We start from the raw sequence: 26,213 nt of genomic DNA, 5'->3' as shown, positions 1-26,213 counted from the left end.
GATCCGGGCGGGGAGCGTCACCTAGCCCGGGTTCCGGGTTCCCCAGCGCACGCCCATGCTGCCCTGCCCGGCCCCCGGCGAGCTGCCGGCATCGGCGCCGATCGCCGGGCCGGAGGCGGTCTTCGGCCGGTGCTGCGAGCCGGCCGCCAGGGGCTGCGACGCCAGCGTGTCGGGCACCTCGGACAGGACTTCCTCGTCGCGATCGGTGGCGAACTGGCCAGCCTTGCGGAAGGTCCAGAGATAGCCCGGCACCACCGCCTCCGCGGCGGTCGGCGTGATCCCGATCCCCTCGAAGGTCCGGCCCTCGGCCTTGGCGGCCTCCGAGACGACGTTGTCGTTCTGGAGCAGCGTGACCTGATCGCGGGTCAGCTTCAGCGAGTCCGGCAGCAGGCCGAAGGTCAGCGTGTCGGCGATCTCCAGCATGCGGGCCTGGAGCTTGGCCGCCGGCACGGGCAGGTCCACGACGACCCGCTTCCGCCGGATCGTCTTCAGCATGTAGCGCACGAAATGCTCCAGCGTGCCCACCTCCGGGCCGCCGAGCTCGTAGACCTTGCCGGGCGCCAGGGTGCCGTCGACCGCGCGGGCGATCGCCTCGGCGACGTCGCCCACGAAGGCCGGCTGGAAGCGGGACTGGCCGCCGGCCAGCGGCAGGACCGGGAGCGCCCGGGCGAGGCCGGCGAAGCGGTTGAAGAAGCTGTCACCCGGCCCGAAGATCAGCGAGGGCCGGAACACGACCGCGTCCGGGCAGGCGGCGAAGACCCGCGCCTCGCCCTCCGCCTTGGTGCGCGCGTAGAGCGACGGCGAGGCCGGATCGGCGCCGATCGCCGAGACCTGGATCATCCGGGCGCCCTGGCGCGCCGCGGCGCGGGCGATCGCCTCGGCCCCGTCGACCTGAAGCCGCGCGAAGCTCTGGGAGCCGGTCTCCTGCAGGATGCCGACGAGGTTGATCAGCACGTCCGACCGCTCGGCGGCCCGGGCCACCGAGTCCGGGTAGCGCAGGTTCGCCTGGACGGCGACGATCTGGTTGACCTTCCCGAGCGGCTGCAGGAACAGCGCGAGGTCCGGCCGGCGCACCGCGACGCGGATCCGGTAGCCGCGCTTGGCCAGAGCCCGCACCACGTGCCGGCCCAGGAAGCCGGAGCCGCCGTAGATGGTCACGAGCTGGTCCTGCGGGCGCAGGGGGCCCGGCGCGGCGGCGGAATGCGTCTGCTCGCTGGTGTGCGCCGTCGCGGACGCCGTCGTGTTGTCTTGGCCGCTCATCGCCGTCGTCTCGAGCTCCTCGCGCGCCTCGGGGCGCCGTCAGGCGGCCTACTTAGCCTAACTTCGGCGCGATGGGAGCCGCCGAATGCGCCGCCGCGCCATTCCGGTGAACAGCGCGGGGCGGATGATCGCGGCCGAGGGACCGCGCGCCGGCTCGCGGGAGGCTGATCACGGGGCTGGAACGGGTGCCGCCGCCGTGCATTTTTCCCCACCATACGGCCCTGCCGAATCGCGCGGATGGGACGCGCCGGGGACTTCGATGATTGTAGGGATGCTCGTTTCCGCGGCGATCGCGGTGCTCGGTCTGCTGGTGGCGCTCGGGTACGTCGGCCACCCGATCGACGCGCAGCTCGTCAGCAACTACGGCTGGAGCATCCTGATCATCGGCGTCGCGCTGTTCGTGCTGTTCACCTGGGCCCGGTACAGCCGGACGCGCCGACGGCGCTCCGTCTGACGCCCGGCCTCAGGCGACCTTGATTCGGCGGCGCATCTCCCGCGCCACGGCCGGGCGCGCGCTCGGCCGGCCGCTGACCGCCCGCGGGGCGCCGACGATGAGGCTCTGGCGCTCGCGCGCGATGAACGCCGTCGGCATCTCGGCCTGGAGGTCGGCCTCCATGTCGCGCAGCGCCGTGTCGGAATGGGCCGGGTGCAGGTGGATGATCCCGAGCGCCTTCACGCCGGCGTTCCGGGCGAGCTCCACGCCCTTCTGCCAGGTCGAGTGCCCCCAGCCCCGGCAGGTCGGATATTCCCCGTCGGTGAACATGCCGTCGTAGACCATCAGGTCGGCGTCGGCGACGAAGGCGGCGAGCTCCGGATCCGGCCACGGGTCGCTGTGCTCGATGTCGCTGATCAGGCACAGGCGTCGGCCGCCGTGCTCGAACCGGTAGCCGACCGATCCCTGCGGATGGTTCAGCAGGATCGTGGCGACGCGCGTGCCGTCCGGGAAGGCCAGGGTCTGACCCGCCTCGAAGCCGTGGTGGTGGAAGGTGCAGCACAGCTTGTCGAGCGTAACCGGGAAGAGCGGCGGCGCGAACAGGCGGTCGAGGGTCGGCCCGGCCGATTCGCCGCCGAGGTTGCCGCAATAGGTGTTGATCACCCGGTCGGGATCGAGAACCGCCGGCTTGAAGAAGGGCAGGCCCGCGGTGTGGTCGAGATGCAGGTGGCTGAACAGCAGGTCGACTTCCTGGGGCAGATCGGTCCGGTGACCCTGCCCGAGGTTGTAGATGCCCGAGCCCGCGTCGACGATGAACATGCGCTGGCCGCACCGCACCTCGATGCAGGGCGTGCTGCCGCCGAACTCGGCGTATTGCGGGCCGCTGACGGGCGTCGAGCCGCGGACGCCCCAGAAGCGCAGTGCGAGGTCCTGGTCGGCCGCCAGGATGGTCGGCTCGGAACTGTTCGACATGGCGATCACGAATCCGCGGACAGTCGGTCCCGATCACTTATGATCGAAACCCCGTCGCCGTTCCGGGAAGGTAGCTTTGAATACGGCAGGCCGACGGAGCAGGTGTACCGCTCATCCCCTGCCGTATCATGAATTGGTGTGCCGCACGCGGTCGTGATGTGCGTCCGCGCACACGCACGGGCCGCCGCGAAGGGCCTTCGCATGCTCAGAGGGGCTCCGCGGCGGCCAGGAGACCGGCCGGCGACCCGGCCAGAATCGGGCGGCCGGTCGCCGATCCGGCGAGTCCCGCGGCCAGCCAGGACGGGAGTGCGTCGCTGTACCGCGTCGGGAGCGGCGCGACCAGGGCCCCGAACGGGTCGGGCGCCCGCTCGTAGACCGGCACGAACCCCGCCATCTGCCGCGGCGACAGGCCCGATCCGGGCGCGGCCCAGCCGGCCCAGACCGTCTCGGGCACCGGGCGATGGACGCGATGGCCGGGCACGACCACCACCTCCTGCCCGGCGAAGGCCAGGGCCTCCGGCCGGCTGATGTCCCCCACCGCGCCGCCCCGGGCCGTGTAGGCCGCCCAGAAGGCGTTCTGCCCGCCGTCGGAATAGGTGGTGCGCACGGCCGGCTCGCCCGCCTCGGCGAGCGCGGCCATCCGCGCCTCCTCGACCGCCCGGCGGGTGGTGACGGCCGCCTCGACGGCGGGATCCCGGGCGGGCGCGAAGGCGTACCGGCCCGCGACGACCGAGACCTGCAGCTCCTCCCGGCTGGCCTCGAACCGGTCGGAGCCGGCCTTGAGCTCCCGCCAGAAGGCGATGTTGGGATCGGTCCGGTGGCGGGCCATGTTCTCGGCCGTCATCCGGAACGGGTAGGACTGGAACTGGAAGGCCGCCTGCCCGCCGTTCAGCGCGTCCCGGGCGATGGCGTAGATCTCGCCGACCGTGCCGTTGGTCATGGCGAAGCAGCCCATGGACGAGCAGATCCCGTGCACCATCACGGCGGAGCCGGTGCCGCCATGGGCCCGGTCGTAGGCGTTGGGGTAGCCGACGTCGAAGGACAGGTAGTAGTGTGAGTTCGGGTTCATCTGGCGCCGGGGCACGGCGTAGAACCCCTCCGGGGTCTGACGGTCGCCGGTCTTGCGCTTGGGCCCGAGCTGGCCGGACCAGCGGCAGATCGGGAAGGTCTTGATGTAGACGTAGCCCGCGGCGCCCTTCTTCCAGACCTCGATCTCCGATTCCTTCTTGTAGGCCCGGAACAGGACCGGCGAGGCGGCCGTCACGCCCTTCTGCGCCATCAGCGCGAGGGTCGCGGCCGGAATCGGCGCCTCGGCCTTGCCCGCCTGCGCGGCGGCCGGGCCTGCGAGGGCCAGCAGAACGAGGCCGGCGGCGAGGGGAAGCGAGGTCGACAGGGGCATGAACCGTCCGCGCTGGATCGGCCGGGATGGCTGCCGGACGGGCGCGGCCTCGCGACCTGACGGAGTATTGCGGCGGCCGTGAGGCTGCGCGTCCGGTCCGCCCGTCGCCCCGCCCGTCGCCCCGCGGAGGCGCCGCCTCCCCCGCGGACGGGCACCGCCGCCGGTTCCCCTCAGGCCGCGGGTTCCGGCTCCCGCTCGACATTCGCCGGCACGGGCGCGACGACCGCGCTGTTCTCCACGGCGATCACCGCGTCGAACGGCGCGGCGCACTCGGCGAGGCCCGTCTCGGACAGGAAGACGATGAGGCCGCGCCCGGCCCGCGCCTGCCGCAGCTGGGCGAGGCGCTCGCGCGCGCCCTCGGCCTTCCGCTCGTCCATCGCGACCGCCACCACGAGGATGTCGGGGTCGCGGGCGAGGCACCGGCTCAGCTCGATCGCCACCCGCTCGCGGGCGTTGATCGCGCCGTCCGCCAGCGCCCCGGTGCTGGGCTGGATCTCGACCTTGCTGTCGAGGCCGAGGCCGTAGACCGAGGCCTCGAGGCCCTCGTCGGCCAGCACCCGGCGCACCAGCTCGCGCACCCGCGGCTCGGCATTGGCCTCGCCGAGGCTGATCCGGCCGAACAGCAGGTTCTCCTCCAGGCTCGCGGCCGGATTGACCCGCGAGGGATCGTGGAAGACCACCGCGCCGGCGAGGTGGGCCGGCAGCATCCGGGCGAAGGACCGGCGCGCCTGCACGAGGCGCTCCTCGAACGGGCCGTCGATCAGGCCGAAGCGGTGGCGGGACTCGTTGTAGCGCAGCGCGAGGCCGATCAGCCGCGCGCGGTCGCGCTGGCCCGCCGGTCCCCGCCGCAGGCTCGCCGCGCCTGGCAGGCGCGCCACGAGATCCTCGAAATAGCCCCGCTCGGCCGCCTGGAACAGCGAGTAGGCGTCGAACAGGGGGTGGTCGTTGGGCAGGTCGGCGAAGATCTCCACCGTGCTGCGGGCCACCGACAGGCCGATCTCGGTGAGCGGCCGGACCAGCCCCTCGGCCTCCAGGACCGCCCGCAGGTAGGGGTGGCGGGCGAAGCGCAGGGGCGCGAAGGTGCCGCCCACCGGCTCGCCGAACAGGATGTTCTCGCCGATGCTCGCCTGGTTGTTGTAGCGGTCGGGGTCGAAGGGCTCGACGAGGCGCTCGGCGCCCTTGGCGGCCAGCGCCACCCGCATGGTGCGGCGCGCGGCGACGATCGCGGCGGCGAGCCGCGGCTGGGCGGCCGGGTCGAGCCGCCCGGTCAGCCCGCGGGCGTACACGAAGCCGTCGAGGCCGGAGAGCCGGCTGATCCCGATCAGCGCGATGTCGTCGGGCGCGGTTGCCGGATCGGTGCCGTAGAGCAGGTTCTGCCGGAGGGAGCCCTCCATCAGGATCGCCTCGCCCGACGTGAAGGCGATCCGCCGGGCGCGCTCGGCGGCGTCGAAGTCGCGCAGGTCCGTGCCCGCGTAGGTGACGGCGCCGGCCGTCGGCTCGACCTGGCCGGCCAGCACCGCCGCGAGCGCGCGGGCGCCGCTGCCGCGGCTGCCCGTGATCGCCACGTGCCCCGGCATCGACACGGCCACGTCGACGCCGGTCAGGCGCTCGCCCGTGGCCGGATCGAAGGCGCCGACGCCCTCGGTGGCCAGGATTCCGGACCGGGGCAGCGGCAGGGCGGCGGCGCCGCTGCGGGCGGCCCGGGCCCGCCGCCCCTCGAGGGCCGCGATGGTGCGGGCGAGGTCGCGCAGCCGCGGGCGCACCGACCTGCGGACCATCCAGAGACGCGCGCAGATCGCCGCGAGCCAGCCGGCGAGCCCGAAGGCGCCCACGGCCGCCACGAGGGCGGCCGGATCCACCGGGGCCGCGGGCGGCTGGCCCGGTCCCGAGCGCCACAGCGCGGTGCCGGCGGCGATCGCCGGAAGGATCACCGCCAGGGCCAGGGCCGGCGCCCGGGCATAGGCCAGCCGCGCCTCGGCGCGCCCGACATTGGCCCGCATCGCGGCGACGCGGGCGGCGATCCGGCGGCGCTCGATGGCCGCCGCGCCGTGGTTGCGCACGGCGGGCAGCCGCCGGACGAGGTCGTTCAGGCTCTCCTCGGCGCGCGCGCTCGAGCGCAGGCGCAGATCGTGCCGGTCGCGCGCGCGCTCGAGCACCAGCCCGTAGGCGAGGCCGATCGCCGCGAGGCCGATCACCGCCGCGGGGACCAGCCTGGGCGCGGCGAGCGCCGCGAAGCCGAGGGCCAGGATCAGGGCCGCGAGGGTCATCGCCGGCAGCACGATGCCGGCGGCCAGCAGGCGGTCGGCCCGGGCCAGCACCTCGCCGACGATCCGGGTGAGGCCGCGCGCCTCGTCCCGGGCGCCCGCGGGGGCGTCGAGGATCGCCTGCAGCACGCCCTCGCGGACGGCGTCCCCGGCCCTGTTCTGCGCCTTGAAGCACAGGCGCGCCACGAACCAGCCGACCCCCGCCAGCGCCAGCGCGCAGACCGCGATGCACAGGAAGGCCGTGAGTTCGAGTTCGGCGGGGCGCATCGGGATGCCGGGGACGAGCACCAGTTCCCGGCCCGGGAGCTCCGCCGCCACGCGCAGGAACGGGAGGACCGGCGCCTCGTCGCGCGGCAGGACCGCGATCAGGTCGCGCAGGCACAGGAGCGCGAGCGCGCAGAGCGGCGCGCCGACCCCGACCGCGAGGGCCGCCGCGACGGTGTGCTGCGGCCGCGCGGCGCGCCACGTCAGGAGGAGAGGATCGGATTCCATGCGTCTCCGGACAGCATCGGGCGGGTCCGCCGCGGTCCGCCGCCGTCCGCGGCATAGGCCTTCGGGGCCGCGGCGGAAAGGGCGGCCGGCGCGGCCCGGCCCCGTGCGACATGTCGGCCGGACTGATCCAAGTTCTAGCCCTGGTCTGGAAGCGCTCTAGGTTCGATTCCCTGCACGCGGCGCGATCCGGAGCGTGCCGCGAGGTCCGGTCGCCGCGTCCGCCCGGACCGCATCGCGTGGGCGTGCCGGCGCAGCCGATCTCGGGCGGGACCAGAGGATGGGGTGACGCGTGCGGCGAGGGGCTGAGCAGACCGAAGGGCACGGCACGGCCGGCTCGACGTCCGGGACGGCCTGATGGCGCAGCTGTTCACTCCCGGCGCCGACGCGCTCTACCGCCTCGCGCTGATGACCGGCGTGGCCTGCCTAGTGGGCGTCCCGGTCCTGGCGGCCGGGATCGTGCGCTCGAACTACGTCACGGGCGTCGGGATCGCGCCGGCCCAGCCGCTGCCGTTCAGCCACAAGCACCATTCCGGCGAGCTCGGCATCCAGTGCCGCTACTGCCACACCACGGTCGACCGGGAGGCCACCGCCGGCATCCCGCCGACGCACACCTGCATGACCTGCCACTCGCAGATCTGGACCGGCTCCGAGATGCTCAAGCCGGTGCGCGACAGCTACGCGCAGGACAAGCCGCTGGAATGGAAGCGGCTGAACAAGCTGCCGCAATACGTCTACTACAACCACTCCGTCCACGTGACGAAGGGGATCGGCTGCTCGACCTGCCACGGCGACGTCACGTCGATGCAGATGACCTACCGGGCCAACGCCTTCGAGATGCAGTTCTGCCTCGATTGCCACCGGGCCCCGGAGAAATACGTCCGCACGCCGGATCAGGTCTGGAACATGACCTGGAAGCCGCCGGCCGATCAGGCGAGTCTGGGCCCGAAGCTCGTGGCCCAGTACCATATCCGCGGCGGGGAGCGGCTGACCGAATGCGGGATCTGCCACCGATGACCGGCGCCCCCGACATCGCGGCCCTGCGCGAAAAACTCGCCGGCGGCGACGGACCGCGCTTCTGGCGCAGCCTCGACGCCGTGGCCGACAGCCCCGAGTTCCGCGCCTACCTGGCGGCCGAGTTCCCGTCGGCGTCCCGGCTCGCCGCTGCCCCGGAGCGGCGCGGCTTCCTGAAGCTCATGGCCGCCTCCTTCGCGCTGGGCGGCCTCACCGCCTGCGGCGGGGGCAGCGGCCGCGACTACGAGGTGCCCTACGTCAACCAGCCCGAGCGGATCGTGCCCGGCACGGACCTGTCCTACGCCTCCTCGGCGGTGTTCGACGGCTTCGGCAACGGCGTCCTGGTCACCACCCGCAACGGCCGCCCCCTGAAGATCGAGGGCAACCCCGAGCATCCCTGGAGCCGCGGCGGCACCGACGTGCTGGCCCAGGCCTCGGTCCTCGGGCTCTACGACCCGTTCCGCTCCCAGGCGGTGCAGCATCTCGGCCGGCCGAGCTCCTGGCCGGCGTTCCGGGCGGATCTCCAAGCGCGGATGCCGGGCTGGCGCGAGAGCCGGGGCGAGGGTCTCGCCCTGCTCACCGGCCCGGTGACGTCGCCCGGCGTGGCGGCCCAGATCGCGCGGCTGCGGGCCGCCTACCCGGCTCTGCGCTGGTACACCGGCGCCGGGGCCGGCCGCGGCGGGATCTACGAGGGCGCCCGCCAGGCCTACGGCCGGCCGCTGGAGACCATCCCGGATTTCGGCCGCGCCCGCACCATCGTGGCGCTGGACGGCGATTTCCTGGACCTCGGGCCCGGCCAGGTCGGCCTGGCGCGGCGCTGGAGTGAGGCGCGGCGCGCGGCCTACGCGGAGGGGCGCCTCCTCACCCTCCACGCGGCGGCGCCGACGCCGACGCTGACCAGCGCCAAGGCGGATTACGGTCTCGCGGTCCCGGCCGGCCGGCTGGAGGACCTCGCCCGGGACCTCCTCGCCCTGGCCGCCGGCGGCGCGGCGCCGGCGGGCGACGACCCCGTCGCGCGCTGGACGCGGGGTGCCGGCACGGCGCTCGCCGAGGCCCGGGGAAGCGGCATCGTCACCGCCGGCCTGACCGCGAGCCCGGAACTGCACGCGCTGGTCCACCGCCTCAACGCCGCCCTCGGCAACACCGGGGCGACCCTGGTCCACACCGCGCCCGCGGAGGAGACCGGCGCCGGGACCCTGGCAGAGCTCGCGGAGGCCATGGATCAGGGTGCCGTCAAGGCGCTCGTCGTGCTCGGCGCCAACCCGGTCTACGAGGCGCCGGGCGCCCTCGATTTCGCCGCCCGGATGGCGCGCGTCCCGCTCAAGATCCACGCGGGACTCTACTACGACGAGACCGGCGCGCACGCCGACTGGCACCTGCCCGCCGCCCACCCGCTGGAATCCTGGGGCGACATCCGGTCCCTCGACGGGACCGTGGGGCTGATCCAGCCGACCGTCGCGCCCCTCTACAACGGTCGGACGCCCTCGGAGATGCTGGCCTTCCTGGCCGGCGGCGAGGGCGGGGAGAGCGGCCAGGACGCCCTCGACCTTCTCAAGGCGGGGGCGCGCAGCGCCGGCGAGGACGACGCGGCCTTCGAGGCCCGCTTCACCGAGGCCCTGCGCCTCGGCTTCTGGGCGGGCAGCGCGCGCCCGGCCGAGACCGTCGCGCTGACGCAGGCGGCGGCCCCCGCGGTCGCTCCATCTCCCGCGTCCGCCGGCGAGGTCGAGGTGCTGTTCCGGCCCGATCCGACGATCTGGGACGGCACCCACGCCGACCTCGCGTGGCTGCAGGAACTCCCGAAGCCGCTGACCAAGGTGGTCTGGGAGAACGTGGTCGCGGTGAGCCCGCGCCTCGCCGAGCGCGCGGGCATCGCGACCGGCGACATCCTGCGGGTCGAGGCCGGCGGCCGCGCGGTCGAGGGGCCGGCCTGGATCCTGCCCGGCCAGGCCGCCGACACCGTCACCCTCACCCTGGGCTACGGCCGCGACGTGCCGGACCACCTCGCCCGCGGCCTCGGCTACGATTCCGCGCCCCTGCGCCCGGCCGGTTCGACCTGGCGCCTCGTCGGCGCACGGCTGACGAAGACCGGCCGCGTGCGCAAGCCGGTGACCACCCAGCATCTCGGCACGATGGAGGGGCAGGACCTCGTGCGCGTCCAGGCGCTCGGCGCCGCGCCCGCGGGCGACCCGAAGGGTGCGCCGACCCCCGCCTCGTTCTACCCGCCCCCGGAGAGCCAGGACCGCTGGGTCGCCGCGCAGTGGGGCATGGCCATCGACCTCGACGCCTGCATCGGCTGCAACGCCTGCGTCACCGCCTGCCAGGCGGAGAACAACATCCCGGTGGTCGGGCGCGAGGAGGTCGCGCTCGGCCGCTGGATGGGCTGGCTGCGGGTCGACCGCTACTACGCGGGCGGCCTCGACGCCCCGACCACGCATTTCCAGCCGGTGCCCTGCATGCATTGCGAGCAGGCGCCCTGCGAGCTCGGCTGCCCCGTCGAGGCGACGCTCCACGACAGCGAGGGCCTGAACCTGCAGGTCTACAACCGCTGCGTCGGCACCCGGACCTGCCAGAGCTACTGCCCCTACAAGGTCCGGCGCTTCAACTACCGCGACTATACCGGCGGCACGACCCCGGTGGAGCAGCAGCAGCGCAACCCCGAGGTCACGGTCCGGTCCCGCGGCGTGATGGAGAAGTGCACTTACTGCATCCAGCGGATCACGGCGGCGCGGATCACCTCGGCCAAGGACGCCCACGCGCCGATCCCCGACGGGAGCGTCGAGACCGCCTGCCAGGACGCCTGCCCGACCCGGGCGATCACCTTCGGCAACGTTGCCGACCCGGGGAGCCAGGTCTCGGCCGCCCGCCGGGACACGCGGGAATACGCGCTCCTCGGGCATCTCAACACGCGGCCGCGCACCACTTACCTCGCCGGGCTCGCCCCGGCCGCCGATCCCAACGGACGGGAGGGCTGAGCATGTCCGGCGCCCTGATCCGGCCCGACGCGACCCTCGAGGACATCGGCGGCGCGGTCGCGGAGATCCCGCTGACGCATCCCGGTAACCGCCGCTGGTGGATCGCCTTCGCGGGGGCGGCCTCGCTCCTCGGCCTGTTCGTCCTCACCCTCGGCTACCTGCTCTACGCCGGCCCCGGCATCTGGGCGAACAACAACGCCGTCGTCTGGGCGCTGGACATCGCGAGCTACGACTGGTGGATCGGCGTCGCCTCCGGCAGCCTGCTGGTCTCGGCGATCCTGCTCCTGCTCGGCGCGGAGTGGCGCGGGGCGGTGAACCGCGTCGCCGAGACCCTGGCGCTGCTCGCCACCGCGGCCGCCGGCCTCTACCCGATCATCCATCTCGGGCGGCCCTGGTTCTTCTTCTGGAACCTGCCCTACCCCAACACCTACGATCTCTGGCCGCAGTTCCGCTCGCCGCTCCTGTGGGACGCGATCGACATCGTGTCGTTCCTGGTGATCTGCGTCAGCCTCTGGTTCATCGGCCTGCTGCCGGACCTCGCGACGCTGCGCGACCGGGCCCACGTCGAGGCGCTCCGCCAGTTCGACGCGAAGGCGCCGACCCGCAAGCTCGCCCTCCTGCGCGCGCAGGTCTACGGCATCCTCGCCTCGGGCTGGCGCGGCTCGGCGGCCCACTGGCAGATCTGGGTCCAGGCCTACCGGACGGTGGCGCTCCTCGGCGTGCTGCTGGTGGTCTCGGTCCAGACCGGGGCCTCGGTCATGCTGGCGGGCTCGCTGATGCCCGGCTGGCACAGCACGCTGCTGCCGGTGAGCTTCCTGGTCAACGCGGTCTATTCGGGCGTCGGCGTCACGGCGGTGACCGTGATGCTGATCCGCCTCGTCTACGGCCTCGACGCCCTGGTGACGGACCGCCATCTCGACGTCCTCGGGCGGCTGCTGCTCTGCCTCGGCTGCGCCAGCGCCTACTGCTACGCGGCCGAGTACTTCGACACCTTCCTCAACGGCGACGCCGAGGGGCGCGGCGTCCTGGTCCGGCGCATGACCGGCGACCACGCCCTGGTGTCCTGGACGGCGGTCCTGTGCCTCGTCCTGCCCGCGCAGATCCTGTGGTCGGCCCGCGCCCGCACGGCGCCGCCGGCGATCGCGGCGGTGGGGCTCCTCGTGGCGATCGGTGCCTACGCCGACCACGTCATGGTCCTGGTCGTCACCCTGACGCAGGACTTCCTGCCCTCCTCGAGGCTGCCCTACACGACCGACATCTGGGGCATCGCCACCTTCGCGGGCTCGACCGGGCTGTTCCTGACCCTGCTGCTCCTGTTCCTGCGCTACCTGCCGGCCGTCTCGATCGTCGAGAGCCGCCGCCTCGCCCTGACGGCGTCGCCGGCCGCGCAGGAGGCCGCCCGCGCGGCCGCGTCCGGGGCCACGGGTCGCCCCGAGGAGAACCCGGTCACCGCGCCCCTGTGGGGCGTGTCGGCTACCTTCGCGAGCCAGGGCGACCTCGCTGCCGCCCTCCAGGCGGTCTCCGGGATCGGCCCGGACCACGTCCATCTCGACGGGCACGGACCGGTGCCGATGCCCCGCACCCTGCGGCCCCTGGGCCTGGAGGGGCGCTCGATCCTGCCCTACGCCCTCGCCGGGGCCCTGCTCGGTGGCTTCGGCTTCTTCGCGCTGTGCGTCTACGCCACGGCCTACGACTACGTGTTCCTGATCGGCGGCCGCCCGCGCCTGTCCTGGCCGTCCTTCGTGGTCCCGAGCGTCTCCTTCGCGATGATGGCGGGCTGCGTGGCGATCCACCTCGCGCTCCTCGTGCTCAACCGCCTGCCCCGGCTGAACCATCCGGCCTTCAACATCCCGGGCTTCCTGCGCGCCTCGGAGGACCGGTTCTTCCTCTCCGCCGAGGCGCGGGGCGACCGGTTCGACGCGGCGCGGATCGAGCGGCGGCTCGCCTCCCTGCCGGCCGAGGCCGGGCGCCCCCTCGAGATCCGGCGGATCCCGCGATGAGGCGCGCCGTCCGCCGCACCGCCCGCCGCGCCGGGCCACGCGCCCTCCTCGCCTGCCTGACCCTCGCGCCGCTCGCCGCCTGCGGCGAGGCCGACATGGCCGATCAGGCCCGGGCCAAGACCTGGGACAAGAACCCGTTCTTCCCCCGCGAGATCACGATGCGCCAGCCGGTGGCCGGGACCGTGCCGCGGATCGATCCGGCCCGCGCGGCGCCGCAGCCGCAGGCGATCAGCCGGGCGCTGCTCGACCAGGGCCGCGAGCGCTACGGCGTGTTCTGCACCCCCTGCCACGGGCAGGACGGCCGCGGCGCCGGGATGATCGTGGCCCGGGGCTTCCCGTCCGCCGGCGACCTCACCGCCGGGCCGGTGCGCGCGGCCTCCGCGTCCGACCTGTACGACGCCATCTCGAACGGCCGGAAGGCGATGTTCGGCATGGCCCAGATGATCCCCTCCGCCGACCGCTGGGCGATCGTCGCCTACGTCCGCGCCCTCCAGTTGAGCCAGGACGCCCCTGTGGCGAGCCTGCCCGAGGCGGATCGCGCGCGGCTGGAGGCGACGCGGTGAGGCGCCCCGCCCTGCTCGGCCTCGCCGGCCTCGTCCTCCTGGCCGTCTGCCTGATCGCGGGCGGCTGGCGCGGAGCCGCGGCCTCGTATCTCGCGGCGTGGCTGGTCCTCCTCGCTCTGCCGGTCGGTGCCCTGCCGGTGGTCATCGTGGCCGAGCGCTTCGGCAAGCGGGTCCGCGAGCGCGGCGGCATCGAGATGCTGGCGGGCCTGCGCCGGCTGACGGCTCTGATGCCGGTCGCGGCCGCGCTGGCGCTGCCGCTGCTGGCCGCCGCGTCGCTGCTCTATCCGTGGGTGAGCGCCCCGGCGCGCACGCCGCTGGCCGCCCTGTGGTTCACGGTGCCGTTCTTCGCGGTCCGGGTCATCGCCTACCTCGCGGCCTGGACCTGGCTGGCGCTGCGGTTCGCCAGGCCGTTCGACGCGCCCGGCGAGGGGCGGACCGTGCCGGCGGTGGGGCTGCACGCGGTCATCGGCACGCTGTTCGTCACCGACGTCGTCGCCTCCCTGGATCCGCGGCTCGACTCCACCCTCCTGGGTCTCCTGGTGATGACGGCGTGGAGCGGCCTCGCCTTCGCGGCGGCGATCCTGCTGGCCTGGGAGGAGCCGGAGCCCGTGGGGCGCGGCCGCACGGCCCCCGGCCGGGGCCGGCTCGTCCCGCTCGTCGTCCTCCTCGGCCTCTGGGCCTACATGCACTTCGTGCAGTTCCTGATCGTCTGGTCGGCCAACCTGCCGCCCGAGGTGGCGTGGTACCTCGCCCGCGGCGGCTGGGTCGGGCGGGCCCTGGCGATCGTGGCCGGCGCGGTCGTGGTCCTGGCCGGTCTCGCGACCCTGCGGCCGGGCCGCCCGACCACCCGGATCCTGGCCGGCGCGGCGCTCGCCGTCCACGCCCTGGAGATGTTCTGGCTGATCACCCCGGCGGTGCGCGACCGCTTCGTCCTCCGGCCGAGCGACGTGCTGGCCGCCGGCGCCGTGGCCTGCCTCGCGGCCGCTTTGCGCCCGCTGATGCGTCCGCGCGCCAACCGCGCGGCCTCCGCGGCCCGCCGCGCCGGGAGGCCGGCATGAGCGCGGACGGACCCACCGGCCTGATCCCGGCGATCCTCGCGGGGCTGACCCTGCGCGGCAGCGGCCTCCTGAACGGGCGGCCGCCGCGCCCGGCGGCCAACACGCAGCGCCATCCCGACGATCCCGGGCACGAGACGCGCGACGTCAACGTCCGCAACACCGTGCTGGTGATGGCGGGCCTCGCGCTCGCGGCGCTGGCGGTCGTCGGCGCGATGGTCTGGCTGATGGGCACCTTCGCGGCGAGCCAGCGCCGGGCGCTGCCCGCCCTGACGCCGCAGCAGACGACGCGGCTGGCGCCGCCGCCGCCGAACCTGCAGGCCGACCCCTACGCCGACCTCGACCGCGAGCGGGCCGAGACCGCGGCGCGCCTCTCCGGCTACGGCTACCGGGACGAGGCCCGCACCCGCGCCCGCATCCCGATCGGGCGCGCCATGGACCTGACCGTCGGCCGCTCCCTCGAACCGGCGGAGCCCGCTGCGCGATGACGCCGAGCCACGATTCCCTCCAGCTCTGGCCCGCCGCGGTCTCCGCCACGGCGATCGAGACCGATTGGCTGATCCTGGCCTTCACGGTGCTGACGCTGCTGCTGACCGTGCCGGTCTTCGTGGCGATCACCTACTTCGCCCTGGGCTACCGCGAGGGCTCCGAGGCGGACCGGAGCCCCTCGGGCATCCGGTCCAACCTCATCGAGATCAGCTGGATGCTGATCCCGTTCCTGCTGACGCTGATCTTCTTCGTCTGGGGCGCCCGGCTGTTCGTCGAGTCGAAGAACCCGCCCCCCGACGCCATGGTGGTCGAGGTGATCGGCCGGCAGTGGATGTGGAAGTTCCAGCACCCGACGGGCCAGTCCGAGATCAACAACCTGCACCTGCCGATCGGCCAGCCGATCCGGCTGCACATCATCAGCCAGGACGTGATCCACGCCCTCTACCTGCCGGCCGTGCGGATGCAGGTGGCGGCCCTGCCCGACCGCTACACCGACCTGTGGTTCAAGGCCGAGAAGACCGGCACCTACCATCTCTACTGCTCGGAATATTGCGGCACCGACCATTCCGTGATGGGCGGCGAGGTCACCTTCATGAATCCCGGCGACTACCAGGACTGGCTGACCCACGCCGGCGCGCAGCAGGGCAAGGTCGCGGCGGGCCGGGCGCTCTACGAGGCCTATGGCTGCGCCGGCTGCCACGACCCCGGTTCGTCCGTGAAGGCGCCGAGCCTCGCGGGCCTCTACGGCAGCCAAGTCAAGCTCGCGGACGGGCGCACCGTCACCGCCGACGACGCGTGGCTGCGCGAGAAGATCCTGAACCCGAACGGTGACCGGCTCGCCGGCGGTGGCAAGCAGGTGATGCCGAGCTTCGCCGGCCGGATCCCGGCGGACGAACTCGGCACGCTGATCGATTTCCTGAAATCCTACGCGGGTCCGGCCTCCGGCAAGGCCGCGGACGCGACGCTGCCGGGAGCGACACGATGAGCGCATCGGGCAGCGTCGGCGGCACCGCCCGCCGGGAACCCCACGCCCCGGAATCCACGATCGGGCGAAAATCCGACTACCTGCACGCGCAATCGACCCTGCGCTCGTGGTTCCTCACCACCGATCACAAGCGCATCGCGATCCTCTACCTCGCCTCGATCACCGGCTTCTTCGTGATCGGGGCCCTGGCGGCCGGCGTGGTGCGCCTCGCGCTCGTCGTGCCGAACGGCGCGATCATGACCAACGACACCTACAACAAGGCCTTCACCATCCACGGGGTGGTGATGGTCTGGTTCTTCCTGATCCCGTCGATCCCCGCGACCTTCGGCAACTTCCTGATCCCGCTGATGATCGGGGCCAAGGACCTCGCCTTCCCGAAGCTCAACCTGACGAGCTGGTACGTGTTCATGGCCGGCGCCCTGTTCACCCTGGTCTCGGTGGTGCTCGGCGGCGTCGACACCGGCTGGACCTTCTACGCGCCGCTCTCCACCGCCTTCTCGAACACCTGGGTGCTGCCGGCGCTGATCGGCGTCACGATCGTGGGCTTCTCGTCGATCCTGACCGGGCTCAATTTCGTGGTCACGATCCACACCATGCGGGCTCCCGGCATGACGTGGTTCAAGCTGCCGATCTTCGTCTGGTCGCACTACGCCACGAGCCTGATCTTCCTGCTGGCCACCCCCGTCATCACCACCGCGCTGATCCTGCTGATCGCGGAGCGTGCCTTCCACATCGGCGTGTTCGACCCGGCCTACGGCGGCGACCCGGTGCTGTTCCAGCACCTGTTCTGGTTCTACTCGCACCCGGCCGTCTACATCATGGTCCTGCCCGGCATGGGGGTGATCTCCGAGATCGTCCCGGCCTTCGCGCAGAAGAAGCTGTTCGGCTACCGCTTCGTCGCCTACGCCTCGATCGGGCTGGCCTCGGTGACCTTCTTCGTGTGGGGCCATCACATGTTCGTCAACGGCCAGAGCGACCTGGCCTCGCTGGTGTTCTCGGCCCTGTCCTTCGCGGTCGCGGTGCCCTCGGCCGTGAAGGTCTACAACTGGACCGCCACGATCCATAAGGGCGCGCTGCGCCTCGACACGCCGATGCTCTACGCGATGGGCTATATCGGCCTGTTCGTGCTCGGTGGGCTCACCGGGCTCTACCTCGCGACGCTCGCCATCAACCAGCACATCCACGCGACCTACTTCGTGGTCGCGCACTTCCACTACATCATGGTCGGCGGCACGGTGCTGGCCTTCCTCGGCGGCCTGCATTTCTGGTGGCCGAAATTCACCGGCCGCATGTACAGCGAGCCCTGGGGGCGGGTCTCGGCGCTGCTGATCTTCCTCGGCTTCAACGTGACCTTCTTCCCGCAGTTCATCCTCGGCTATCTGGGGATGCCGCGGCGCTACGCGACCTACCCGGCCGAGTTCCAGCTCCTGAACGTCCTGTCCTCGGCCGGCGCCACGATCCTGGCGGCGGGCTACCTCTTCCCGATGCTCTACCTCGTCTACTCCCTGTGGTTCGGGCGGAAGGCGCCCGCCAACCCGTGGAACGCGAAGGGGCTCGAGTGGGAGACGTCGTCCCCGCCGCCGACGCACAATTTCCTGTCCCCGCCGGAGGTGCCGCGGATCCCCTACGACTACCCGATCCAGGCCCAGGAAGCCCGGGACCAGCACGGATGAGCGAGCCCCTCGCCGACGGCGTCGGGGTCGCCCGCGCCCACCATTTCGAGAGCGTGGCGCAGCAGCGCGAAGCGGCGACGCTCGGCATCTGGGCGTGGCTGATCACCGAGCTCCTGCTGTTCGCGGCCCTGTTCCTGGTGGCGCTGATCACCCGGATCCAGCACCCCGAGGCGACGGTCGCGGCGGCCAAGCACCTGAAGTTCTGGATCGGGGCCACCAACACCGTGGTGCTGATCTGCTCCAGCCTGACCATGTCGATGGCGATCGAGTTCTCGCGCATGGGCTGGCAGCGCGCCATGGTCCGGGCGATGCTGGCGACCGCGGCTTTGGGCGGCCTGTTCCTCGTGCTCAAGGGCTACGAGTACTACGCCGACTGGGCCGAGCACATGATGCCGTTCCTCAGCGACCGGCCCTTCGCTCTCGCCGAGACGCCGGCGGCGCGGCTGTTCGTGAACCTCTACTACGTCGCGACGCTGCTCCACGCGCTGCACCTGTTCACCGGCATCGCGCTCCTGCTCGGCATGACGTGGATGGCCGCCAGGGCCGGGTTCCTCGCCCGGCACCAGAACTGGATCGAGGTCTACGGCCTGTACTGGCACTTCATCGATCTGGTCTGGATCCTCGCCTACCCGATCCTCTACGTGGTGAACCGGTAGGATGCGGAACCCCCTCGCGACCCTGAGCGCCGACGACCGCGCCCTGCTCCGGAAGCGCCTGCGCACGCCCGTCCTCACCTTCCTGGCGCTGCTCGCCCTGCTCGCCGTCAACGTGACGCTGGGCGCCACCCTCCCCTTCGCGCAGGTCTGGATCGTGGAGCTCGCGGTCGTCGCCGTGATGGTGGCGCTGATCCTCCTCGTCTCCATGGAGGTGATCCACGAGCCGCCGCTGATCCGGCTGTTCTCGGGGCTCGGCTTCTTCTGGGTCGCCATCATGGTCGGCATGACGCTGACCGACTATCTCGCCCGCTGACCCGCGCGAAAGCCGTTGTCGGGACGGCCGAACGCTCCTAAACGGGGCCGCTTCCCCGCATGGCCCGGCTGAAAGACGATGTGCGAACTGCTCGGCATGAGCGCCAACGTGCCGACCGACATCCGCTTCTCCTTCGCGGGCCTCGCCCGGCGCGGCGGCGAGACCGGGCCGCACGCCGACGGCTGGGGTATCAGCTTCTACGACGGCCGCACCTGCCGCAGCTTCCACGAGCCGGAGCCCAGCGCCCGCTCGCAGCTCGCCCGGCTCCTGCGCGACATGCCGATCAAGAGCCGGATCGTCGTCGCCCATGTCCGCAAGGCCAATCGCGGCCGGGTCAGCCTGGAGAACACCCACCCGTTCTCCCGGGAATTGTGGGGCCGCCGCTGGACCTTCGCGCATAACGGTCAGCTTAAGGGCGTGAAGCGGCTGCCGCTGGGCGGCTTCATGCCGATCGGCTCAACTGACAGCGAGCACGCCTTCTGCTGGATGCTCGGCCGGCTCCAGGCCCGGTTCCGCGCCCTGCCCCGCCCCGAGACCCTCGACCGGGCGGTGGCCGACCTCGCGGGCGAGCTGCACGCGCTCGGCGTGTTCAACATGCTGCTCACCGACAGCCGCACCCTCTACGCCCATTGCGGCAAGCGCCTCTGCTACCTCACCCGCTGCGCCCCCTTCGGGAAGGCCACCCTGATCGACGAGGACTGGCAGGTGGATTTCGCCCAGGAGACCACCGAGCACGACGTGGTGACGGTCATCGCCACGCAGGCGCTGACCCGGGACGAGTGCTGGACCGATCTCGCCCGCGGCGACGTCCTGACCCTGCGCGACGGGGCGATCCGGCTGTTGAGACCGGCGAACTTAGCTTAAGTGTGTTTTGCCTGAGGGTGCATGCCCGCGCCCGATGCGCTAGAACTCCGGTAACAGGAGCGCATCGGCCGGACTTCCGCACCGGGTCGAGCCGGCAAGCGCTCCGCCTCGACCCGCTCCGGACCACAGGTCGAGCCACGATGAGTTGACGAGCGCGACACGCATGACCCGCGACGACACCGACACCGTCCTGTCCCAGGAGGACGGGACTCGGGATGGCCGCCCGAACCTGGCGCCCGGCATCCGCACGCATCTCGGGGAGCATCTGCGCACGGTCTACGAGCGGATCGGCGAGGAGACGCTGCCGTCCCGCTTCGCCGAGCTGATCGAGAAGCTCGAGGCGGCGCTGCGCGCCCGGGGCGAGGCGATCGAGCCCGAATTCCGCAACGGCCTGCTCGCGGCCGTGCCGTCGCTGCGCGCCTTCGCGCTGTCGCTGACCTCGAACCCGGCCCGCTCGGACGACCTCGTCCAGGACACCCTGCTGAAGGGTTGGCAGCACCGCGCCCGGTTCCAGCCGGGGACGAACCTGAACGCGTGGCTGTTCACGATCCTGCGCAACATCTTCTACTCGGACCATCGCAAGCGGGTCCGCGAGGTCGAGGACCAGGACGGGTCCTACGCGGCCCGGCTCGCCACCGCGCCGCACCAGGGCGACAGGCTCGACGTCGAGGACCTGCAGTCGGCGCTCGCCAAGCTGCCGCCGGACCAGCGCGAGGCGCTGGTGCTGGTCGGCGCCGAGGGCGTCTCCTACGAGGAGGCCGCCACGATCATGGGCTGCAAGGTCGGTACCGTGAAGAGCCGCGTCAGCCGCGCCCGCGGCCGCCTCGCGGAGCTCCTGGGCTACGACGAGGAGGATCTCGGCTCCGACCGGTTCATCCAGTCGGCGATGCCCAAGGACGCGTAGGCGGCCGGCCAGCCACGGTCCGGCAGTCAACAAAAAAAGATGCATCCGATTCCGGGGATCGGGCGTTACCGGCCCGAGCTTCGCTGCGCCTGCGCGGCGAAACACCACGGAACGGAGACGCACCGCATGACCTTCAAGACCCTCATCGCCGCCTCGGCTCTCGCCCTCTCGCTGCCGCTGGCCGCCCAGGCCCAGGGCACCATCCCGGGCGCCGAGCGCGGCGCCGCCGCGGGTGCCGACGCGGCAGGCCCGATCGGCGGCATCGTCGGCGGCGCGGTCGGCGCGGCCACCGGCACGGTGGGCGGCATCCTCGGCGTCGACATGGCCCCGCGCTTCCGCAGCTACGTCCGCGAGCGCAACGTCCGCTCGTACGACTACGACGGCCGCGTTGCCGTCGGCACCACCCTGCCGAACTCGGGCGTGACCTACTACGATGTGCCGAGCGAGTACCGCGTGCAGCCGGGCTACCGCTACACCGTGGTGAACGACCGCCCGGTGCTGGTCGACCGCGGTCACCGCATCGTCGAGGTCATCGACTAAGACCCTGGGCCGGTCTCGTGCCGGCCCGAACGCCCCCGGAGCTTGGCTCCGGGGGCATTCCCGCAGACGCGGCCGCCGGCGCAACGCTTCATCCGTCCGGCCGTTGAGGAACGGTTCGACCCGTGAGGCGATCATGAGCGACAATTCCGCCGATCCGAAATCCACGCTCCCCGAGCCGGTGCGCGACCATCTCGGCCAGCAGCTGCGCACCGTCCTGCCGGTCGGGACCGACAAGCCGCGTTTCCTGGGCGACGACCCGGTGCCGGACGCGTTCGAGCCGCAGATCCGCAGGCTCGAGACCCGCCTGAAGACCCACGAGGAGGGCACCGGCGCCGTCGGGCAGGCCCTCGACCAGATCCTCGACGCCTTCGGGGTGAAGCCGCGGGACGACGACACGCGCGCGGGCTGAGCCGTCAAACGCGCGGCTTCGTCGCCAGGAGGTCGCGGATCTCGGAGAGCAGCTTCACGTCGGCCGGCACCTCGTCGGGCTTCTTGACCTCGGCGTGCTGGAGACGGTTCATCGCCCGGATCACCAGGAACAGCACGAAGGCGACGATCGCGAAGTTGAGCGTCAGCGTCAGGAACTGGCCGTAGCCGAGGACGGCGCCCTGCTTCTTCGCGTCCACATAGGGCAGACCGGCCTGCACCTTGGACGAGAGCGGGATGTAGTAGTTCGAGAAATCGAGCCCGCCCGTGATCGCGCCAATCACCGGCATGAAGATGTCCTGCACGGCCGAATTGACGATGGCCCCGAAGGCCGCGCCGATGATCACGCCGACCGCGAGATCGACCACGTTCCCGCGCAGCGCGAACTTCTTGAATTCCTCGAGCATCTCCGAGATCCCCTCCGCGAACGCTGCCAAGGTAGGGGAGAATCCCGCGGCGGCCAGCGCCCGGTCCGGCTAGACGGCCGGCGGCCGCGCCTCCGCGGCGCTCTCGGGCTGCGCGTCCGCTCCGGCGGCGGGCCGCTCCCCGGCCGGGAGCGCCGGCTCCGCCTTGAGCCGCCGGCGATACTGGGCGGCGACGACCGGGATGGTCAGCAGGTAGCCGCCGCTCACCGCCACCAGCGCCTCGAACGGGTAACTGATCAGGATGCCGAAGGCCGCGACGCCGAACAGGAAGATCGGCAGGACGAGGCTGCGCGGCACCCGCTTGCCCATGGTCTTGCCCGAGTAGGTCGGGACCGTGGAGACCACCAGGAGGGCGATGCACAGCACGTAGATCAGCACCGCGGGCGCCGCCCAGGTCTCGATGCCGAAGCCCAGGAAGTGCAGGTAGAGCGGCAGCATCGCGGTGAGCGCCCCCGCCGGGGCCGGCATGCCGACGAAGAAGTCCTTCTTCCATTCCGGCCGGTTCGGGTCGTCCAGCATCGCGTTGAAGCGGGCGAGGCGCAGCGCCATGGCGATGGCGAAGATCAGCGCCACGATCCAGCCGACCGACTTCAGGTGGAACAGCACGAAGCCGTAGAGGATCAGCGCCGGGGCGCAGCCGAAATTCACGAAGTCGGCGAGCGAGTCGAGCTCCGCGCCGAAGCGCGACGTCCCCTTGAGCAGCCGCGCCACCCGCCCGTCGATGCCGTCGAGCACCCCGGCCACCACCACGGCGATGACCGCGGGCTCGAACTTGCCCTCGAAGGCGAGCCGGATCGCCGTCAGCCCGAGGCAGAGCGCCATCAGGGTGATCATGTTGGGCGCGATCATCCGGAACGGCACCGGCTTGAACCGGCGCGGCCGCGGCTCGTTCGGGTCGGGCGCGAAGGGCGGGAAGAGATCGTCCATTGTCCGCCTCAGATCCGCTTGAACAGCCGCTCCGGGCCGCCGCCGAGATCGGCCAGCACCGTCTCGCCGGCCACCGCCTTCTGGCCGAGGCCGACCAGCACGGTCGAGCCGGCCGGCAGGTACACGTCCACCCGCGAGCCGAAGCGGATCAGGCCGAACCGCTCGCCGACGCCGAGCACGTCGCCCGCCGCGACGAAGCCGACGATGCGCCGCGCCACGAGGCCGGCGATCTGCACCACGCCGACCCGCTTCGGCTGGCCGGCATGGGTCGTCTCGATGACCATGCCGTTGCGCTCGTTGTCGTCGCTGGCCTTGTCGAGCTCGGCGTTGAGGAACAGGCCCGGCGTGTAGTGGATCTGGCCGATCCGGCCCGCCACCGGCACCCGGTTCACGTGGCAGTCGAACACGTTCATGAACACGGAGACCCGCAGGGTCGGCACCTGCGGCAGGTCGAGCTCGGGCGGCGGCAGGACGGTGGCGATGAGGTTCACGCGCCCGTCGGCGGGCGAGATCACGAGCCCGTCCGCCACCGGGGTGACGCGCTCCGGATCGCGGAAGAAGTAGCAGACCCAGAGGGTGAGGATCAGGAAGATCCAGCCGAAGAACTGGGAGAAGTAGCCGGCCAGCACCGTCAGCACGATGCCGATCAGGATGAAGGGATAGCCCTCCTTGTGGATCGGCACGAGCGTCCGGCGGATCGTCTCGATCAGGTCGGTCATGGGCTCTTCGGACTCGAGGATGTCGCGCGCGGGCGGGCGGACGTGTCGGACGGGCGGATGGCAGTCCGCCGGGCCGCCGTCAACTTTCCAGGGGTCGCGGGTCGCCGCGGGCCGGAGCGCCCGCTCCGGCCGGGGGGCGCTCCGGCGCCGATTCGGGCGCGAAACGCCGAGGCTCGCGGACACGCGTGATCGTCCCCGCGCGCGCGTGGCGCCGGGGGCATGGCCCGGGAGGCGAGCACGAGGGACGCGGGACGCCGCGGGAACCCAGGTGTCGGCCAAGTACGCGCGGGATCCGATCCCCGCGGCGCCCCGCGGCATCGACCGGGCATGGTCCCCGGCCGCTGCCGTCTGTCTCGTCGCGGCGTCTCCGACGTCCCGGTCCTGCGACTCCCCGTTAGCGGTCTCGGTCGAGGTGCGCGCACGCCGTGCCCGCAACCCCCGGAACCCGCATCGGCGCCGTGGCCTTCCAGCCGTTCCCCGCCTCGTAGTGGGCGGGTCCGCAGGTCGCTCAGGTTCGGCCCAGAGGCGGGTCGGCGCGGGGGCATTTCCTCACCCCGCCGGGCACAGTGCCGCCCGGTCTCACGCCCGCGTCCGAGGCACGCCCCGCACCGGTCCGCCGCCCGGGGCGATGGCGGCTGAGAGCCACCGACGCGGGCGCCGCCCCGTCCCCGGACCCGCACGGTCAGCCACCGGGCGGGCCCCCGAAGGACGGCCCGGGATCGCTCCCGGGCCGCCGCGGACAGGTGCGGTCAGGAAGCACAAAATAGGAACATTGTCAAGGCAAACTGAGCGGCCCAGCGCGGTCGACGCCCCTCTCCGTCATCGCGAGCGCAGCGAAGCGACCCAGGGCGGCGCGACGTCGTTGAGCGGGGCGCGACCCTGGATCGCCTCGCTCCGCTCGCGAGGACGGCGGAATCGATCCCATGACCCGGAAACAAGATGAGAGTCAGGCGCAGGTCCCTCTCCCGTGCGAGAGAGGGATCGCGTCGCGGCGCGGCTGTGCCGACCCGCAGACGCCTGTCTTCCGGACCTTTGCAACACGATCGGGAATGCACCGTCGGCAGGTCCGGGTTCCGGGCTCGCCTGCGGCACCCCACGAAATGATGGGGCGGGGGCGGACCGCCGGCCCGCCTCCAGAAAACCCGGCCCGCGCCCCCGGTCAGTCCGCCCGCCGGAGGCGGCTCGCGAAGAAGCCGTCGAGGCCGCCGCGGGCGCCCTCCAACTCCGGTAGGTGGCACGGCAGCGTGCGCAGGTCGCCGCGGTCGTCGATCAGCGCCGCCGCGCCGCCGACCTCCTCGGGCCGGACCGGCACCCGCGCGTAGCGGGGATCGCGGGCCAGGAACGCCGCCACCTGCGCTTCGCCCTCTTCCGGCTCCAGCGAGCAGGTGCAGTAGACGAGGAGGCCGCCCGGCCGCACCAGCCCGGCCGCGTGGTCGAGGAGCTTCGCCTGGAGCGCGGCAAGCCGCCCGATATCGGCCTCGGCCTTCGTCCAGGCCACGTCCGGATGGCGCCGGATCGTCCCGGTGGCCGAGCACGGCGCGTCGAGCAGCACGGCGTCGTGGTCCTGCGGCTCCAGGGCGAGGGCGTCGGCGACCACGACGTCGACGGCGAAGCCGAGCCGCGCGACGTTCTCGCGCAGGCGCTCCAGCCGCGGTGCGGACCGATCGACCGCCGTGACCCGGGCGCCGGTGGCGGCGAGCTGCAGGGTCTTGCCGCCGGGCGCCGCGCAGAGGTCGAGGACGCGGGTGCCGTCCCGCGGCGCCAGGAGCCGGGCCGGCAACGCCGCGGCGGCGTCCTGGACCCACCACGCTCCCTCTTGGAAGCCCGGCAGCTCGGGAATAGCCGGGCCGTTCTCGGGCAGACGCAGGGAGCCGGTCGGCAGGGTCACGGCGCCGAGCCGCGCGGCCCAGTCGGCGGGCTCGCCCCGCGGGGTCAGGTCGATGGCGGCCCCCGCGAGGTGGGCGCGGGCGATCGCGGCCGCGCGCTCGGGCCCGTAGGCCGCGACCCAGCGGCAGGCGAGCCAGTCCGGGGTGTTGACCGCCAGGGCGTCGGCGTCCGCGGCCAGGATCGCGTCGCGCTCGCGGGCGACCCGGCGCAGCACCGCGTTGACGAGCCCGGCGAGATGGGCCGTGCGGGTATCCGCCTTGGCGAGCCGCACGGCGAGGTCGACCGCGGCGTGGTCGGGGACCGCGAGGTCGAGGATCTGGGCGGTCGCGGTGGCCAGCAGGGCCGTGAGCTGCGGCTTGGCCGCCGGGAGCCCGCGCTCCAGCCGCGCGGCCAGGGCGGCGCGGATCAGACCGTAGCGGCGGAAGGTCGCCACCGCGATGGCCCGCGCCAGCCCGGCATCGGCCGGCGCCAGCGCCTCGGCGCGGATCGCCTGGGCGAGGGCGTCGTCGAGGGCGGGGGGGCGCTCCTGGCCGATCAGGGCCGCGACCGCCTGCATCGCCGCGCGGCGCGCGCCCAGTCCCGCGATGTCCGGACCGGTCCCGCCCGGTGCCGCTGCGTTCCGCGTGTTGCGGCCTGTGTCCCGCGATGCCACTTCTGCTCCAGATCCGACGTCTTCCCGACCCACGCCCTCACACCCGAGCGAGCGCGATGCAAGAGCCGACCGCACAAGACCTGCACCGACAGGACCCGCACCGACAGGACCCGGCCGCGGAGGCCGGAGACGGCGCCGCCCCGCCCCGCATCCTCAGCCCGGCGGCGCAGCGCGCCCTCGCCGAGGCCGCCGAGCGCCGCGCGGCGATCGACGCCCGGGCCGCCGAGATCAGCGCCAAGCCCGAGCGACAGGGGCGCGGCGGCCTTGAGCCGGTCCGCTACGACGACTGGGAGGTGAAGGGCCTCGCGGTCGACTTCTGAGGGACCCGCCGC

At 72.9% G+C, this 26,213-nt stretch carries 24 protein-coding genes; 16 read left to right on the top strand and 8 right to left on the bottom strand.

Features of this window, described 5'->3' with window-relative positions:
• Positions 1–21 precede the first annotated feature (21 nt).
• Entirely contained in the window at positions 22–1,260 is a 1,239-nt protein-coding gene (locus ACLBX8_RS20260) for a complex I NDUFA9 subunit family protein (protein ID WP_020092389.1), read from the bottom strand.
• 271 nt (positions 1,261–1,531) lie between these two features.
• Here ACLBX8_RS20260 and ACLBX8_RS20255 point away from each other — a divergent pair, with 271 nt between their 5' ends.
• The gene (locus tag ACLBX8_RS20255) at positions 1,532–1,714 is read left to right on the top strand and encodes a hypothetical protein (RefSeq protein WP_020092388.1); all 183 of its coding nucleotides are present in this window, start codon (positions 1,532–1,534) and stop codon (positions 1,712–1,714) included.
• 9 nt (positions 1,715–1,723) lie between these two features.
• Here the strand turns inward: ACLBX8_RS20255 and ACLBX8_RS20250 are convergent, their stop codons facing one another.
• The 3 genes from ACLBX8_RS20250 to ACLBX8_RS20240 all read right to left on the bottom strand — a co-directional run bounded on the left by ACLBX8_RS20250 (position 1,724) and on the right by ACLBX8_RS20240 (position 6,820).
• The gene (locus ACLBX8_RS20250) at positions 1,724–2,665 is read right to left on the bottom strand and encodes an MBL fold metallo-hydrolase (protein WP_020092387.1); all 942 of its coding nucleotides are present in this window, start codon (positions 2,663–2,665) and stop codon (positions 1,724–1,726) included.
• Positions 2,666–2,870: 205 nt separating this feature from the next.
• Positions 2,871–4,064: a L,D-transpeptidase family protein gene (locus ACLBX8_RS20245; RefSeq protein ID WP_020092386.1), complete on the bottom strand. Its 1,194-nt coding sequence runs from the start codon at positions 4,062–4,064 to the stop codon at positions 2,871–2,873.
• A 170-nt stretch (positions 4,065–4,234) separates the two neighbouring features.
• Positions 4,235–6,820, bottom strand: a complete 2,586-nt coding sequence (locus ACLBX8_RS20240) for an ABC transporter ATP-binding protein (protein ID WP_447715665.1) — start codon at positions 6,818–6,820, stop codon at positions 4,235–4,237.
• A 354-nt stretch (positions 6,821–7,174) separates the two neighbouring features.
• Between ACLBX8_RS20240 and ACLBX8_RS20235 the strand changes: the two genes are divergently transcribed.
• The 14 genes from ACLBX8_RS20235 to ACLBX8_RS20170 all read left to right on the top strand — a co-directional run bounded on the left by ACLBX8_RS20235 (position 7,175) and on the right by ACLBX8_RS20170 (position 21,254).
• Entirely contained in the window at positions 7,175–7,834 is a 660-nt protein-coding gene (locus tag ACLBX8_RS20235; protein WP_020092384.1) for a cytochrome c3 family protein, read from the top strand.
• Positions 7,831–10,803: a TAT-variant-translocated molybdopterin oxidoreductase gene (locus ACLBX8_RS20230; protein ID WP_447700199.1), complete on the top strand. Its 2,973-nt coding sequence runs from the start codon at positions 7,831–7,833 to the stop codon at positions 10,801–10,803. Before ACLBX8_RS20235 ends, ACLBX8_RS20230 begins: the two co-directional genes overlap by 4 nt.
• Positions 10,804–10,805: 2 nt before the next feature.
• Positions 10,806–12,803 carry a quinol:electron acceptor oxidoreductase subunit ActD gene (locus tag ACLBX8_RS20225; protein WP_447700200.1) on the top strand — a complete coding sequence of 666 codons (1,998 nt, stop codon included), beginning with the start codon at positions 10,806–10,808 and terminating at the stop codon, positions 12,801–12,803.
• On the top strand, positions 12,800–13,366 hold the full coding sequence (locus ACLBX8_RS20220) for a c-type cytochrome (protein WP_447700201.1): 567 nt from the start codon (positions 12,800–12,802) through the stop codon (positions 13,364–13,366). Before ACLBX8_RS20225 ends, ACLBX8_RS20220 begins: the two co-directional genes overlap by 4 nt.
• Positions 13,363–14,424 (top strand): hypothetical protein, encoded by a 1,062-nt coding sequence (locus tag ACLBX8_RS20215; protein ID WP_447715664.1) that lies wholly within the window; start codon positions 13,363–13,365, stop codon positions 14,422–14,424. Before ACLBX8_RS20220 ends, ACLBX8_RS20215 begins: the two co-directional genes overlap by 4 nt.
• Complete coding sequence (locus ACLBX8_RS20210; RefSeq protein ID WP_447700203.1) at positions 14,421–14,909, top strand: hypothetical protein; 489 nt, start codon at positions 14,421–14,423, stop codon at positions 14,907–14,909. Before ACLBX8_RS20215 ends, ACLBX8_RS20210 begins: the two co-directional genes overlap by 4 nt.
• Entirely contained in the window at positions 14,906–15,895 is a 990-nt protein-coding gene (gene coxB / locus ACLBX8_RS20205) for a cytochrome c oxidase subunit II (RefSeq protein WP_447715663.1), read from the top strand. The genes ACLBX8_RS20210 and coxB overlap by 4 nt, the downstream gene beginning before the upstream one ends.
• Complete coding sequence (locus ACLBX8_RS20200) at positions 15,892–17,568, top strand: cytochrome c oxidase subunit I (protein ID WP_447682746.1); 1,677 nt, start codon at positions 15,892–15,894, stop codon at positions 17,566–17,568. Before coxB ends, ACLBX8_RS20200 begins: the two co-directional genes overlap by 4 nt.
• Positions 17,565–18,224, top strand: a complete 660-nt coding sequence (locus tag ACLBX8_RS20195; RefSeq protein WP_447715662.1) for a cytochrome c oxidase subunit 3 — start codon at positions 17,565–17,567, stop codon at positions 18,222–18,224. Before ACLBX8_RS20200 ends, ACLBX8_RS20195 begins: the two co-directional genes overlap by 4 nt.
• A gap of 1 nt (position 18,225) precedes the next feature.
• Positions 18,226–18,537 carry a hypothetical protein gene (locus ACLBX8_RS20190; protein ID WP_020092375.1) on the top strand — a complete coding sequence of 104 codons (312 nt, stop codon included), beginning with the start codon at positions 18,226–18,228 and terminating at the stop codon, positions 18,535–18,537.
• Between the two features lie 78 nt (positions 18,538–18,615).
• On the top strand, positions 18,616–19,401 hold the full coding sequence (locus tag ACLBX8_RS20185; protein WP_020092374.1) for a class II glutamine amidotransferase: 786 nt from the start codon (positions 18,616–18,618) through the stop codon (positions 19,399–19,401).
• A 163-nt stretch (positions 19,402–19,564) separates the two neighbouring features.
• The gene (locus ACLBX8_RS20180) at positions 19,565–20,305 is read left to right on the top strand and encodes a NepR family anti-sigma factor (RefSeq protein ID WP_331291163.1); all 741 of its coding nucleotides are present in this window, start codon (positions 19,565–19,567) and stop codon (positions 20,303–20,305) included.
• Positions 20,306–20,431: 126 nt separating this feature from the next.
• Positions 20,432–20,845, top strand: a complete 414-nt coding sequence (locus tag ACLBX8_RS20175) for a DUF1236 domain-containing protein (RefSeq protein WP_020092372.1) — start codon at positions 20,432–20,434, stop codon at positions 20,843–20,845.
• A gap of 133 nt (positions 20,846–20,978) precedes the next feature.
• Positions 20,979–21,254, top strand: a complete 276-nt coding sequence (locus ACLBX8_RS20170) for a hypothetical protein (protein ID WP_447715661.1) — start codon at positions 20,979–20,981, stop codon at positions 21,252–21,254.
• A 4-nt stretch (positions 21,255–21,258) separates the two neighbouring features.
• Here the strand turns inward: ACLBX8_RS20170 and mscL are convergent, their stop codons facing one another.
• From mscL to ACLBX8_RS20150, 4 genes are all read right to left on the bottom strand, one after another.
• Complete coding sequence (mscL, locus tag ACLBX8_RS20165) at positions 21,259–21,678, bottom strand: large conductance mechanosensitive channel protein MscL (RefSeq protein WP_020092370.1); 420 nt, start codon at positions 21,676–21,678, stop codon at positions 21,259–21,261.
• A 69-nt stretch (positions 21,679–21,747) separates the two neighbouring features.
• Positions 21,748–22,623, bottom strand: a complete 876-nt coding sequence (locus ACLBX8_RS20160; RefSeq protein WP_447715660.1) for a CDP-alcohol phosphatidyltransferase family protein — start codon at positions 22,621–22,623, stop codon at positions 21,748–21,750.
• 8 nt (positions 22,624–22,631) lie between these two features.
• Positions 22,632–23,342, bottom strand: a complete 711-nt coding sequence (locus ACLBX8_RS20155) for a phosphatidylserine decarboxylase (protein ID WP_020092368.1) — start codon at positions 23,340–23,342, stop codon at positions 22,632–22,634.
• Positions 23,343–24,501: 1,159 nt separating this feature from the next.
• Positions 24,502–25,881: an RsmB/NOP family class I SAM-dependent RNA methyltransferase gene (locus ACLBX8_RS20150; RefSeq protein WP_447715659.1), complete on the bottom strand. Its 1,380-nt coding sequence runs from the start codon at positions 25,879–25,881 to the stop codon at positions 24,502–24,504.
• Between the two features lie 56 nt (positions 25,882–25,937).
• Here ACLBX8_RS20150 and ACLBX8_RS20145 point away from each other — a divergent pair, with 56 nt between their 5' ends.
• Entirely contained in the window at positions 25,938–26,201 is a 264-nt protein-coding gene (locus ACLBX8_RS20145; protein ID WP_354455248.1) for a DUF1674 domain-containing protein, read from the top strand.
• Positions 26,202–26,213 lie beyond the last annotated feature (12 nt).

It is taken from the genome of Methylobacterium sp. D48H, from assembly GCF_053345715.1.
The sequence above is the reverse complement of the archived record's forward strand: the minus strand, read 5'-3'. Positions and strand labels throughout refer to the sequence as shown.

Bases quoted from the DNA above. Each gene is read 5' to 3' on its own strand.
- ACLBX8_RS20260 (WP_020092389.1), bottom strand. From the start codon at position 1,260: ATGAGCGGCCAAGACAACACGACGGCGTCCGCGACGGCGCACACCAGC.
- ACLBX8_RS20255 (WP_020092388.1), top strand. From the start codon at position 1,532: ATGCTCGTTTCCGCGGCGATCGCGGTGCTCGGTCTGCTGGTGGCGCTC.
- ACLBX8_RS20250 (WP_020092387.1), bottom strand. From the start codon at position 2,665: ATGTCGAACAGTTCCGAGCCGACCATCCTGGCGGCCGACCAGGACCTC.
- ACLBX8_RS20245 (WP_020092386.1), bottom strand. From the start codon at position 4,064: ATGCCCCTGTCGACCTCGCTTCCCCTCGCCGCCGGCCTCGTTCTGCTG.
- ACLBX8_RS20240 (WP_447715665.1), bottom strand. From the start codon at position 6,820: ATGGAATCCGATCCTCTCCTCCTGACGTGGCGCGCCGCGCGGCCGCAG.
- ACLBX8_RS20235 (WP_020092384.1), top strand. From the start codon at position 7,175: ATGGCGCAGCTGTTCACTCCCGGCGCCGACGCGCTCTACCGCCTCGCG.
- ACLBX8_RS20230 (WP_447700199.1), top strand. From the start codon at position 7,831: ATGACCGGCGCCCCCGACATCGCGGCCCTGCGCGAAAAACTCGCCGGC.
- ACLBX8_RS20225 (WP_447700200.1), top strand. From the start codon at position 10,806: ATGTCCGGCGCCCTGATCCGGCCCGACGCGACCCTCGAGGACATCGGC.
- ACLBX8_RS20220 (WP_447700201.1), top strand. From the start codon at position 12,800: ATGAGGCGCGCCGTCCGCCGCACCGCCCGCCGCGCCGGGCCACGCGCC.
- ACLBX8_RS20210 (WP_447700203.1), top strand. From the start codon at position 14,421: ATGAGCGCGGACGGACCCACCGGCCTGATCCCGGCGATCCTCGCGGGG.
- coxB (WP_447715663.1), top strand. From the start codon at position 14,906: ATGACGCCGAGCCACGATTCCCTCCAGCTCTGGCCCGCCGCGGTCTCC.
- ACLBX8_RS20200 (WP_447682746.1), top strand. From the start codon at position 15,892: ATGAGCGCATCGGGCAGCGTCGGCGGCACCGCCCGCCGGGAACCCCAC.
- ACLBX8_RS20195 (WP_447715662.1), top strand. From the start codon at position 17,565: ATGAGCGAGCCCCTCGCCGACGGCGTCGGGGTCGCCCGCGCCCACCAT.
- ACLBX8_RS20190 (WP_020092375.1), top strand. From the start codon at position 18,226: ATGCGGAACCCCCTCGCGACCCTGAGCGCCGACGACCGCGCCCTGCTC.
- ACLBX8_RS20185 (WP_020092374.1), top strand. From the start codon at position 18,616: ATGTGCGAACTGCTCGGCATGAGCGCCAACGTGCCGACCGACATCCGC.
- ACLBX8_RS20180 (WP_331291163.1), top strand. From the start codon at position 19,565: ATGACCCGCGACGACACCGACACCGTCCTGTCCCAGGAGGACGGGACT.
- ACLBX8_RS20175 (WP_020092372.1), top strand. From the start codon at position 20,432: ATGACCTTCAAGACCCTCATCGCCGCCTCGGCTCTCGCCCTCTCGCTG.
- ACLBX8_RS20170 (WP_447715661.1), top strand. From the start codon at position 20,979: ATGAGCGACAATTCCGCCGATCCGAAATCCACGCTCCCCGAGCCGGTG.
- mscL (WP_020092370.1), bottom strand. From the start codon at position 21,678: ATGCTCGAGGAATTCAAGAAGTTCGCGCTGCGCGGGAACGTGGTCGAT.
- ACLBX8_RS20160 (WP_447715660.1), bottom strand. From the start codon at position 22,623: ATGGACGATCTCTTCCCGCCCTTCGCGCCCGACCCGAACGAGCCGCGG.
- ACLBX8_RS20155 (WP_020092368.1), bottom strand. From the start codon at position 23,342: ATGACCGACCTGATCGAGACGATCCGCCGGACGCTCGTGCCGATCCAC.
- ACLBX8_RS20145 (WP_354455248.1), top strand. From the start codon at position 25,938: ATGCAAGAGCCGACCGCACAAGACCTGCACCGACAGGACCCGCACCGA.